Here is an 11,349-nt window from a genome sequence, read left to right as displayed (position 1 = left end):
CTCAGCCCTCCTCGGACTCGTCGTCTTCGTCATCCTCATCATCAAGGACCGGGAGCTTGAGCTCGTCACCCACATAGATGAGGTTGGGGTCTTCGATCTCATCGTAGTTCGCACCCCACAGGTCTTCCCAGTCGATCTCCAGCTCTTCAGCGATGGATGCCAGGGAGTCACCGGACTCCACTTCGTAGGTCTCCTCAGAGACCTCCACATCGGTGTTGGGCTCAGCGGAGTAAGCCCCGGCCCACTGCCAGGAGGGGGTCTCCGGCTCCGGCTCAGGTTCAGGTGCTGACTGCGGGGCAGGCTGGGACTGCTGCTGCTGAGGCTGAGACTGCTGAGTCTCCTGCTGCTGCGGCTGGGACTGCTGAGTCTCCTGCTGCTGAGGCTGCGGGGCGGGAGTGCTGCTGCCGCCGCTGTTCGGGCTGCCGGAGAGACCCAGGCTGGCCGAGCATGCCGGCCACTGGCCCCAGCCGTAGCGCGCCTGCAGCTCAGTGGCCACAGCGATCTGCTGGTCCCGGGTTGCCTGGTGCGGGTACTCGGCGTACTGCTGGCCGCCCATGGAATCCCAGGTGGCCTTCATGAACTGCAGTCCGCCGTAGAAGCCGTTGCCGGTGTTGATGGACCAGTTTCCGCCGGACTCGCACTGGGCCAGCCGGTCCCAGTCGCTGGAGGCATTGGCCATGGGAGCCTGGGCCACTACGGCGCCGCCGGCCAGAGCCGCGGCGGCCACGGAGCTGCCCAGAAGCTTCTTGAAAGTCTTGGTGTTCTTCATAAGTCTTTGGTTCCTCACTGAGGTTGTTGAAACTGCTGAGTGGTGCTTGTGACGCGACGGGAAGGTCACATAAACATCACTTCGGAATGTCCGCAGTCCAGTAAAGAGTCTCAAAATGATCACGTCAACTGTGCAGGAGACTCGGTGGAAACCACAAGAACCCCGGAATCACAGGGATCCAAGGGCGTTATCATCCTGTGATCTTAGTTTCTGTGACTTTACTGTGAATCTGCGTGGTTTCTCACTTCAGCGGCTCGCGCAGAGTAGGACAGCTCATGCACCGAGGACCGCCGCGCCCGCGCCCCAGCTCCCCGCCGGGTACCTCAATGACCTCGATCCCGGATTCGCGCAGGAATGCATTCGAGGTTGGTGTGCGGTCATAGGTGATCACTGCTCCTGGGGCTACTGCCAGGGCATTGCAGCCGTCATCCCACTGTTCCCGGGCGGCAGAATGCACATCCTGCTCCGCGGTGAGGATCCGCAGCCCGTGCAACCCCAGCGCCTCCGCGATCGCCCGGTGCGCTCCGCCAGGTGGATGATCGGCAATATTGAGCTCCACCTGCTGCGGATCAGCCTGCCCGTTGCGCGGGGTCAGCGTGTAGGAGGCCAGCTCACCCAGCCCGGCGTACTCGATGAAGGAACGCTTATCCACCATGGTCATCACTGTGTCCAGATGCATGAAGGACCGTGCCTTGGGCAGATCCAGGGCAACTACCCGGTCCGCGGAGCCTGCGGCGAAGAGTTGCTTGGCCAGGCGCTCCACACCCTGCGGGGTGGTGCGCTCGCTCATTCCCACCAGCACCGCACCGTTGCCCAGCACTAGTACATCGCCGCCCTCCACCGTGGCTTGCCCATCGTTGAGCCCATCGGACCAGCGAGCAAACTCTGCTGCGGCGAACTGCGGATGCCACCGGTAGACCGCCTCATAGGTGATTGCCTCCCGCATCCGGACCGGCTTCTGCATGGAGTTCACCGCTACCCCGTCATAGATCCAGCAGGAGGCGTCACGAGCAAAGAGGTGGTTGGGCAGCGGGGCCACCACCAGATCATCTGGGCCCAGGGAGTGCAGCATCACTGAGCGTGGTTCGTCGGTCAGCTCCAGCAGCTCTCGCTTGGTGAGACCGCCGATGACCAGCTCAGCCAGGGCGGCGTCGTCGAGTCTGGCGGCCACCTGGCGCAGCAGCGGTGCGGCAGCCGGCCCGTAGATCCGTTCGTCAAAGGTGTGGTCGAGCACAAAGTCCTTAGCTTCAGCCACTGCAAGTGTCTGGCGAAGCAGGGCATCCAGATGCAGCACCTCAGCCCCGGCGGACTCCAGTGCCGCAGAGAACTGGTCATGCTCCTCCTGGGCCCGGCGTACCCACAGCAGATCGTCGAAGAGCAGCTGATCCTTGGTCTCCGGAGTCAGCCGCAGCAGTTCAGTGCCCGGCCGGTGCACTATCACCTGCCGCAGCTGGCCCACCTCAGAGCCCACATACATCTCAGTCATCCGTTCATGCTCCCATAGCCGGGATTCCCGGTATGTTTCACCACCGATCAGTGGGGTTATGCTCCCGCTTGGGCCGCAGCCCCGGGCGCACCTTGAGTTTGGCCACCTCGAAGTACTCCTGTTCGAACCAGCCCCGGTAGCCGAACAGCGGTCCTATCCGGTCATTGGCCACGGTGACCGAGATCCTGAGCCGCCCGGTCTGCTCCTCGAACTGCTCGCGGATCGTCGCGTCGGCGGAGATGAATCCGGGCACTGTGACATCCACCGGGCCTTCGCGGAAGCGCAGCCCCTGCGATCGGATGGTCAGTGACCCGTCCTCCTCCGCAGAGAAGTACAGGGGAGTCTCCAGATGCTGATGGGTGCCCAGATAGTCGATGATGTGCGTCTGCTCGGGAGCAATCACCATTTGGGCGTCGAACCGTTTGGTGCCTCGCGGATAGCCGAAGGTGCGCACAAAGCTCACCGTCTCCCGCCCGAAGCTGTCGGTATAGGGCACGTTCTCAATCTGGAACGGCACATTCTTGCCGCGCCGCGGGGCCAGAATATTCCTGGTGGCGCCCAGCAGCAGAAAGGGCCGCACCCACCCGGCGGTATGCCAGACCTCCTCCATCACCCCAGTGCCGATCCCAGCAACGCCGGAGCCCAGGCCCACCGAGAACCGGCGCTGCAGCTGCGGATGCAGCCGATAGAACTCAGCGCCCATCACTCGCTCGAACATAGATGCAGCATCTGCTGATGTCATTTCCGTTCCTCTCCCGCGCCCTTCCCATCCTTGCCCAAAGCAGAGACATCCACCCTCGGCTCCTGTCCTGTCGGTCTGCGCCGGCACCTCCTCGCCGCCGCAGTGCTGGGCAGTGGCGGCACCAGTACCGCGGCAGCACCAGCCGCCAGTCCCACCTTCCAATTGATGAGAAGGACGACGCCGCCCACTACCAGCGCCCGTGCTGCAGCCTCAGCCACTGCCTGGTTGCGCGAGCGCGTAGGTGTTATCCCACACTCCAGCCAGAGCCGCAGCCGGTCGAAGCTGAATGCGGTGGCCCAGCCGATGGTCGGCCGGAATATCATCGAGTCGATCAGCTCTCCGGCCCACCCCCAGCGGGGTGTGTAGTCGTACCCGGTCAGAAAACTCACCGCTTCCTCGTGCTGCGGGATGTACCGCCAGTACCCTGAGCCGGACTTGATGAGGCAGAGCCGCTGCTCGGAGCCGAAGCGCAGAGCTGAGGTGGCGGAACCATCGGGCTTGCGGCGCTGGCCAGCGTGAACACCGGTACCGGCCACAGTGACTCCTGGCAGCACAGTGGTGGCATACCTGAAATGCTTCTGCCCGGCGGCGTCGTGCCCGGTCGGGACGATCTGGCCGAACCGCAGATCCCACTGGGCGTGCACGGCAGGGTCCTGGGTGTGCTCCCAGAGCTGCTCCAGCGGGGCACGGATGAGAGTCTCCACGTAGATTCGCTGTCCCATGGATCTACAGTAGCCAGACATCCAGCAGCACAGGGGGCAGCGCATAGACTCGTGAGGTGATGAGTGATCAGCACAGTGATGCCCGCCTTGCCCGGCATATTCCGGAGACTCTTGATGAGCTGCAGCGTGTGGAGCGCCTCCCGGAGTTCCGCGCCGACTTGGAACGGATCCGGTTCTCCCCGTACTTCTCACGGCTCTCAGCAGTCACTCAGGTTATCTCGCAGACTGGTGCTGGGCTGGCCATCCATAACCGTCTGACCCATTCGCTGAAGGTGGCCGCAGTAGCCCGGGCGGTCGCCGTCTCACTCTCGGCTGCGCAGAGCAAGACCAGTGAGATCCTCAACGCTCTGGGCGGCTGCCACCCGGTGGTGGTCCAAGCTGCGGCCTGTGCCCATGATGTGGGGCACCCACCGTTCGGGCACTTGGGGGAGCAGACCCTGGATCGGCTGGCCCGGGAGCTGTTCGGGCTCTCCGAGGGCTTCGAGGGCAACGCCCAGTCTTTCCGGATCCTGACCCGGCTGGACCAGCACCACCGGGCGGATGCCGGGCTGAACCTCACTGCTGCGGTGCGTTCTGCGGTGCTGAAGTACCCGTGGATCCGTGCCGAGGGCATCGGCCGTGCTGAGGGCCCGCAGACCGAGCGGGGGCTCTCCCCAGATGAGGCCGGGGCGCGGAAGTTCTCCTGCTACACCTTGGACCGGCATCAGATGCTTCAGGCCCGCTCCGCCTATCCCAGTATCAGCGAACACCAGCAGACCGTGGAGTGCTCAGTGATGGACATCGCCGATGACATCGCCTACTCCCTGCACGACCTGGACGATTTCTATCGGGCCGGACTCCTCAACCAGGCCGCGATTTCCGCAGAGTTCAAGGCTTGGCGTACTGAGAGCAGCGAGCTTGCTGTGCTGGAACGCGCTGAGCTGGTGCGCACTATGCGGATCCCCGGCCGCTCCCTGGAGCTGCTCTGGCGTCGGCTGCACACCAAGGATGGTTGGATCGCTGATCCGGAGGCCTTCGCGGCAGCGGTGGAGAAGGTCAACGAAGATGTGGTGGAGGGTCTGCTGCCGGTCACCTTCGACGGGTCCCGGGAGTCGGAGCGGGCGCTGGGCGCCTTCACCGCCACCTGGATCAACCGCCTGCAGAGCTCGGTGGAGGTCCATGCCGAACCGCATGTGCGTTCCGGGCACATCAGACTCAGCCAGGCGGCCTGGCATGAGGTGGCGGTACTGAAGTTCCTGCATGAGCGGTTCATCCTGGACCGGCCCGATCTCACCGTGTATCAGCGCGGCCAGGCACGCCTGCTGGAGCGCATCGTCCGCGGCTTTTCTGCTTGGTTGGAGGACTCCCACGATATCCGCCGCGCACCCCGCCGGCTCCTGGACCTGGTAGAGCTGGCCGAGCTGGATATCTTCCGCCTTCGCCGTCAGTCCCCTGAGCTGCTGGACGCCGCCGATGAGCCCACCCTGCGCCGCCAGGCAGTGGGCCGGGGCATCATCGACTACGTGGCCTCGCTCACCGACGCTCAGGCCACCTCCCTGGACGCCCTGCTCACCGGCACCTCTGAGCGCCTCTGGGACGCCGGCCAGGGGCTGTAGATGGCGCCGCCGGCAGAGCAGAAGACAGTCACTGTGGCAGCAGTCATCATTCTGGACCGCAGCCATCGGGTGCTCACCGTCCGCAAACGTGGCACACAGCGGTTCATGCAGCCTGGCGGCAAGCCCGAGCCGGGGGAGTCCGCGCCCCAGACTGCTCTCCGCGAGGTGGCCGAGGAGATCGGGCTGACCATCGCACCGTACCAGCTCACCGATATGGGAGAGTTCACCGCCCCGGCAGCCAACGAATCGGACACCACTGTGGTCTGCCGCAACTTTCTGGTGAAGTACGACGACGCCGCTACCGACCTCCTGAACCAGCTGCAGCCGGCTGCCGAGATTGCCCAGCTGCGCTGGATTCCTCTGGCTGAGCTGGCCCCGGCCGAGGATCTGGCTCCGCTGCTCACCGACCAGGTTGCGCCAGCCGTTTGCCGGCTGCTCGAAGGTTCTGAGCTTTCCGCCCGGGAATGCAGACAGCACGGAGGCGATTAGACCTGGGTGGAGCCCCAAGACGGAAGGAGCACTCTGCGATGCACTCTGTGCCTGCACTGTTTGAGCCGCTGACCCTGCGCAGTCTCACTGTGCGCAACCGGATCTGGATCCCGCCGATGTGTCAGTATTCGGCTGCAGACCGGGACGGGGTGGCCACCGACTGGCACCTTGCGCATCTGGGTACCTTCGCCCGGGGAGGGGCCGGGGCAGTGATTGTGGAGGCCACCGGTGTGAGTCCGGAGGGGCGGATCTCCCCGGAGGACCTGGGTTTGTGGGACGATGCGCAGGCCCAGGCTCTGGCCAGGATTGTGGATTTCATGCACTCCCAGGGCGCGGCAGCCGGTATCCAGCTGGCCCATGCCGGACGCAAAGCCTCCACCTACCGGCCCTTTGCGCAGGAATCAGGCAATGTCCCGCAGGACCAGGGCGGCTGGACCACCGTGGGGCCCTCGGTTGTGGCCTACCCCGGACTCGCCGAGCCCCAGGCACTGGGCCCGGAAGGAATATCCGCCATCACCCAGGCTTTTGCCGACTCTGCCGAACGTGCCGTTCAGGCCGGCTTTGACCTGATCGAGATCCACGCCGCACACGGGTATCTGCTCCACGAGTTCCTCTCTCCGCTGAGCAACCAGCGGACTGACTCCTACGGTGGTTCCCTGGAGAACCGGGCCAGGTTCCTGCTGGAAGTCAGCCAAGCGGTCCGCGCCCGCATCGGGGAGGAAATCCCGCTGCTGGTGCGGGTCTCAGCCACTGACTGGACTGAGCAGGGTCTCAGCCTCGGTGAGACCGTACAGGTGGTGGGCTGGCTCAAGGACCGCGGCGTAGACCTGATCGATGTCTCCTCCGGGGGCAACGCCCCGGTACGGTTCCCCATCGGCCCCGGCTACCAGGTGCCGCTGGCTACCAGCATCAGAGAACAGGCAGGGATTCCCGTGGCAGCCGTCGGGCTGATCACCGATCCCACCCAGGCTGAGCACATCGTCTTCACCGGCCAGGCCGATGTGGTGTTGATCGGGCGGGAAGCACTGCGCGATCCGCACTTCGCGCTGCACGCTGCCCAGCACTTGGGCTATAAGCCGGACTACCTTCCCGGCCAGTATGAACGCGCCTACCGGTAGAGCTAGGGCAGGGGCGGCGTCGTTGTGATCCTGCTGACACTGCGGAAGAACCGGGCAACTGCTGAAGTTCGCAGTGGTGACCCCCTGACGTCCCTGATGAAGGAGCACCTGTGACCACTCAGACTGTGCAGAAGACTCTTGACCGCCGAGCCCTTGATTCCCTGTTCGCCGGTCGGCACACCACCAACACCTTCACCGACATTCCGGTAGATGCCAAGCTGGTGCAGGCAGCCTACGACGACGCCCGCTTCGCCCCGATCTCCATGAACTCCCAGCCGCTGCGGCTCACCCTGGTGGAGAAGGGGCAGCCCCGGCTGAAGTTGGTGGAGCACATGATGGACGGGAACAAGGCCAAGACTGAGGCGGCCCCGCTGAGCATTGTGGTGGCCTATGACCCCGATTGGCACCTGAACATGGACGAGCTGTTCCCTGCGGTACCTGGGGTGAGGGAGAACCTGGCTTCCCAGCCGGAGAATCGGCATGCGATGGGCCGGGACAATGCGTTCATCCAGTTCGGCTACCTGCTGCTGGCCCTGCGCGCCTACGGCCTGGAGGTTGGTCCGATGACCGGGATCGACGCCGCAGGGATCGATGCCGCCTTCCACACTGAGAACGGTTGGAAGGCCATTGCCGTGGTCAACGTGGGCCACGCTCCGAACCCCGAGGATGAGCAGGCCCAGTTCCCGCGCGGTAAGCGCCTGGAGTTCTCCGAGATCAGCCAGACCCGCTGAGTCTGCACGGAACCAGCCACAACTACACCCCGAAATCACATCTACACGTCCATATAACGCCGTGTACTTGTGAAAAGCAGGTGTACTTTTGCTGTGCCACGCGTTTGCCTGGATACCGCAATGAAACTCTCAGGCTGCCGATTCTCCCCAGTGCGTAGAGCACGTCCGTTGACGCGGCCTTGGTTCTGAAGTTCTTCGGCGGCGTCCGGTTGTTCCGGCTGGAGGTGCGGAGTCTACTGAGACCGTCGAGGGGCGGCCGAAATGAGCCAGGAAGTGTAATGCTCCCACACGGATCCACCGAGCCGGTCCGCGGCAGAGGCCACCTCCTCCACCTCAGCCGCTGTCCAATCGCTGAAGGTGCCGAACAAGGCACTGACTTGATCCGTCGTGAGCTCGACCACCCACCTGTACCGGATGACCCGCTCAACCGTGAACAGTCCCGTCTGAGCAATCGCGTCTGCATTTGCCTGGGCATCGTCAGGCTTGCCTGCTCGCGGTGCCTTGCGGCCTTCGATAATGCGCTGCATCTCGCGGCGGAACGGGGTGACCTGGGCCGAAGCATCACCGAATACGTTGCGCCACACGAGTAGTCGACCGCCGTGCCGCAGCGAATTGTGGACTGTCGGCAAAACGATGCGCAGATCCATCCAATGCACCGCAGTTGCGGCAGTGACAAGATCGAACGACTCGCTTTCGAGCTCGATGTCCTCGGCGCGTGCTTGGATCACCGCTGCGCGCGGGAGCTCTTGCCTGATGATCGCCGCCAAATTGGCGCCAGGCTCAACCGCAACGACATCCATCCCATGCTCTAGCAGCACTTTCGTGACCTGTCCGCTGCCGGCACCGAGATCAAGAGTTCGGCGGCCGGGCGCGACCAGACCGGTTGACATGACGTCTCGCCACAGCGACGCCGGGTACGGCGGCCTAGCTGCTGCGTACTCAACAGCGACGCTTTCGAAGTGCATGGGGTTCGGTCCGCTCACCAACCGATTCTAAAGGCGGGTGCATGCGCCTGATGGGATGTGAGTGCTCGCAGTATTCACTGTGTGAACCGCGCCGGGGTTTGTGGAGAGTCTCCGCCAAACGGAGCGGTTCAGTGGTTGATTGCCGTCCTTGTTGCGTCAAGGGCGTAGGGCTCGTGGAAGTGTGATGAGGGAGAGGATGCCGGCTGTTGCGATGACGGTCAGGACGACCCCGAGGCCAGCGGTGTGGGCAAGTTGGCCGACGAGGACGGGCGCGGTGATAGCGCCGATGCGAGAACAGGTGGAAATGATGCCGGCGGTGGTCGCCGGGCTGATGCGGTGGCGTGAGCCGAGAGTGTTGGCGGTGTCGAAGAGCATCGGATAGATGGGTCCGGCGCCGAACCCGATCAGCACCAGTGTCGCTAGGGCGAGCGGTGCGGGTGCGTGCAGGTGAGCGGCGAGAAGTCCGTTGAGACCGCCTACGGCTACCAAAGCCGCGGCAGCGGTCGCGATCCGTGATGCGCTGAAACGGCGGCGTAGGGGGTCTAGCAGGAGCCGAGAGATGAGGAGTCCCAGAGAGAATGCAAACGGGGCAGCTGCAGCGGTCCCGGTGTCAGCGGCAAAGGCATCGGCAAGGACGATGGCGCTCCAGTCCTGCCCCGGTCCTTCAATGTAGCTGGCAGCGATCGCGGCCACGACGATCATGACGAGCAGCCCGCGTGCGCCCGCCAGAGTGAAACGGTGAGCATTGCCTGCCCCGGGCTCTATGGCCGCGCCGGGTTCATCGATGATGCTGCCGGTGCAGCGTGTGGAACGGCTAGCGAGTAGTTGAGTGGTGCCGAGAATCGCCGCAGCGATCCCCAGATGCAGGGCCGGGGCGACGCCGAGCGCTGCTGCAGCGGCGCCAAGGGCCGCCCCGGCGGCCAGGGCCAGCGACCACAGGGCATGCAAGCGTCCCATCAACGGCAGTCGGAGTCGCTGCTGATAACGCACCGTCAGCGCGTTCATCGACACGTCATGGGCACCGTCAGCGGCGCCAATCATGAAGAACGCCGCCGCCAGCACACTTGGGTTGGGCGCAAGCGGAAGCGCCACGCTGAACACCGCATAGGCCAGACCCACCATCACCATAGTGATCTGCTCGCTGCAGACTCGCATGACCAGCGGTGCCAGGATCGACCCGGCCAGCCCGCCGAGCGCCCCTGTAGTCAACGCCACCCCGAAGGCGACCGCCTCGGCGTGGGCGCCTGCGGCGATCTCGGCGTAGCGGCTCAGCATCCCGCCGTAAAGACCGCCGTTGACCGCGAACGCTACCGCAGCAGGCCACGCATGAGTCGCGCCACTTCTCTTCATCTCCGAATGAGTCCTCACTTCGATCGAAACAGTTCGAATGCTAGTCTAACGGCATGATTCGGCCAAGTAGGAAAATCACTATCCGGGACGTGGCGGCACGAGCCGGGGTGAGCGTGTCCACGGTTTCACTCGCGCTGAATCACCCCGATCGCGTCAGTGCCGCCACCCGGGAACGTGTTCTGGCCGTATCCGACGCTTTGTCGTTCGTTCCCAAGGAGCAGGCGATCGCCCGCGCTCGGCGCAGCGCGAAACGTGTGGGCGTCATCGGCCCGTTCGCCAGCTATCCGGCTGCGATGCAACGACTGTCCGGCATCCTCACCAAAGCCAGAGGTGAGTCTGTGGACGTCGTAGTCTTCGATGAGCCCTCAGCCGCGACGAGTCCTGCCCCGCTGTTGGCCGGATTGCCGCGCACCGGGCGTCTGGACGGTCTGCTCATCGTGAGTCTGCCGCTCGATGACGTGATCATCGAGCGCATCATCGCGCTCGAACTTCCGGCCGTCCTGATCGACACTGAACATGAACGGCTCAGTTCTGTGACTATCGACGACGAAGCCGGCGGCAAGCTCGCCGGGAACCACCTTCTCGAACTCGGACATGGTCGCCTGGCGTTCCTCGGCGAAGCACAGACGGAAGACGCCTACACCCCTCCTGCCCGCCGCAGACTCAACGGCTACCGCCAGGCACTGCGCGATAATGGGTGCAGCCTCGAATCTGAGCTGACTCGTTGGGCTCCCCGAGACCTCCACGCAGCCCGAAGAACCGCACGAGAACTCCTTGACCATCCCGAGAAGCCAAGCGCCGTCTTCGCCTCAGACGATCTGCTGGCCGCCGCAGTCATCCACGCGGCACACCAACTCGGCCTATCTGTGCCCGGCGACCTCGCCGTCATCGGTTACGACGACACCGAGACAGCAGACGCCCTCAAACTGACCACCATCAGCCAACCGCTCTCCCACAGCGGTGCTGAAGGACTCCGGCTCCTGCGCGAGCGCATGCGGAAGCCCACCAATGCCCTCTCCAAGACCACGCTGCGCCCGCAACTGATCGACCGAGACTCCACCTGATCATCTACTTGAATGGTTCATGGGTGTGCCACCACGTGGGTCGTCGACCCCACTGACGAACTCATCCCTCATTCAACAGAACATCGCCCTGGGTAACGGTCTCCTCCCACTCCACTCCGCGACCGCCAGGTTTTACTAGGGATGCAAGGACATTGAGAGCGGGGTTCTACATTCGGTGTGGTCTCGAGGTAGGGAGTGTCTGATTAACGGTGTATCTGGTCTGGCGCTTTTTTAGTTGAGGCGTCCTTCGAAGGTGATGGCGAAGGCGTTTAGGGCTGGCTTCCAGCGGGTGGCCCAGCGTGCTCGGCCCTTCCCGGT

The 11,349-nt window shown here is 64.1% G+C and carries 11 protein-coding genes; 5 read left to right on the top strand and 6 right to left on the bottom strand.

Going from position 1 to position 11,349, the window contains the following annotated elements:
• Position 1 precedes the first annotated feature (1 nt).
• The 4 genes from F0311_RS15470 to F0311_RS15455 all read right to left on the bottom strand — a co-directional run bounded on the left by F0311_RS15470 (position 2) and on the right by F0311_RS15455 (position 3,719).
• A complete protein-coding gene (locus tag F0311_RS15470) occupies positions 2–769 on the bottom strand; it encodes a LysM peptidoglycan-binding domain-containing protein (RefSeq protein ID WP_150462855.1) in 768 nt (255 codons plus the stop codon).
• Between the two features lie 241 nt (positions 770–1,010).
• Positions 1,011–2,255, bottom strand: a complete 1,245-nt coding sequence (locus tag F0311_RS15465) for an arginine deiminase (RefSeq protein WP_150462854.1) — start codon at positions 2,253–2,255, stop codon at positions 1,011–1,013.
• A 37-nt stretch (positions 2,256–2,292) separates the two neighbouring features.
• Positions 2,293–2,997: a DUF4166 domain-containing protein gene (locus F0311_RS15460; protein ID WP_150462853.1), complete on the bottom strand. Its 705-nt coding sequence runs from the start codon at positions 2,995–2,997 to the stop codon at positions 2,293–2,295.
• Positions 2,994–3,719, bottom strand: a complete 726-nt coding sequence (locus F0311_RS15455; protein ID WP_223881416.1) for a hypothetical protein — start codon at positions 3,717–3,719, stop codon at positions 2,994–2,996. Before F0311_RS15455 ends, F0311_RS15460 begins: the two co-directional genes overlap by 4 nt.
• 59 nt (positions 3,720–3,778) lie before the next feature.
• Here F0311_RS15455 and F0311_RS15450 point away from each other — a divergent pair, with 59 nt between their 5' ends.
• From F0311_RS15450 to F0311_RS15435, 4 genes are all read left to right on the top strand, one after another.
• A complete protein-coding gene (locus F0311_RS15450) occupies positions 3,779–5,314 on the top strand; it encodes a deoxyguanosinetriphosphate triphosphohydrolase family protein (protein ID WP_150462852.1) in 1,536 nt (511 codons plus the stop codon).
• Entirely contained in the window at positions 5,315–5,803 is a 489-nt protein-coding gene (locus F0311_RS15445; protein ID WP_150462851.1) for an NUDIX hydrolase, read from the top strand.
• Positions 5,804–5,841: 38 nt separating this feature from the next.
• Positions 5,842–6,921 (top strand): NADH:flavin oxidoreductase/NADH oxidase, encoded by a 1,080-nt coding sequence (locus tag F0311_RS15440; RefSeq protein WP_150462850.1) that lies wholly within the window; start codon positions 5,842–5,844, stop codon positions 6,919–6,921.
• Positions 6,922–7,031: 110 nt separating this feature from the next.
• On the top strand, positions 7,032–7,652 hold the full coding sequence (locus F0311_RS15435) for a malonic semialdehyde reductase (protein ID WP_150462849.1): 621 nt from the start codon (positions 7,032–7,034) through the stop codon (positions 7,650–7,652).
• A gap of 233 nt (positions 7,653–7,885) precedes the next feature.
• Here F0311_RS15435 and F0311_RS15430 read toward each other — a convergent pair whose 3' ends face one another.
• Both F0311_RS15430 and F0311_RS15425 read right to left on the bottom strand, forming a co-directional pair.
• The gene (locus tag F0311_RS15430) at positions 7,886–8,635 is read right to left on the bottom strand and encodes a class I SAM-dependent methyltransferase (protein WP_223881415.1); all 750 of its coding nucleotides are present in this window, start codon (positions 8,633–8,635) and stop codon (positions 7,886–7,888) included.
• A 138-nt stretch (positions 8,636–8,773) separates the two neighbouring features.
• A complete protein-coding gene (locus F0311_RS15425; protein ID WP_150462848.1) occupies positions 8,774–9,967 on the bottom strand; it encodes an MFS transporter in 1,194 nt (397 codons plus the stop codon).
• A gap of 53 nt (positions 9,968–10,020) precedes the next feature.
• Between F0311_RS15425 and F0311_RS15420 the strand changes: the two genes are divergently transcribed.
• On the top strand, positions 10,021–11,031 hold the full coding sequence (locus tag F0311_RS15420) for a LacI family DNA-binding transcriptional regulator (protein ID WP_150462847.1): 1,011 nt from the start codon (positions 10,021–10,023) through the stop codon (positions 11,029–11,031).
• Positions 11,032–11,349 lie beyond the last annotated feature (318 nt).

The sequence above is a fragment of the Nesterenkonia ebinurensis genome (assembly GCF_008711175.1).
Taxonomy (GTDB): domain Bacteria; phylum Actinomycetota; class Actinomycetes; order Actinomycetales; family Micrococcaceae; genus Nesterenkonia; species Nesterenkonia ebinurensis.
The sequence above is the reverse complement of the archived record's forward strand: the minus strand, read 5'-3'. Positions and strand labels throughout refer to the sequence as shown.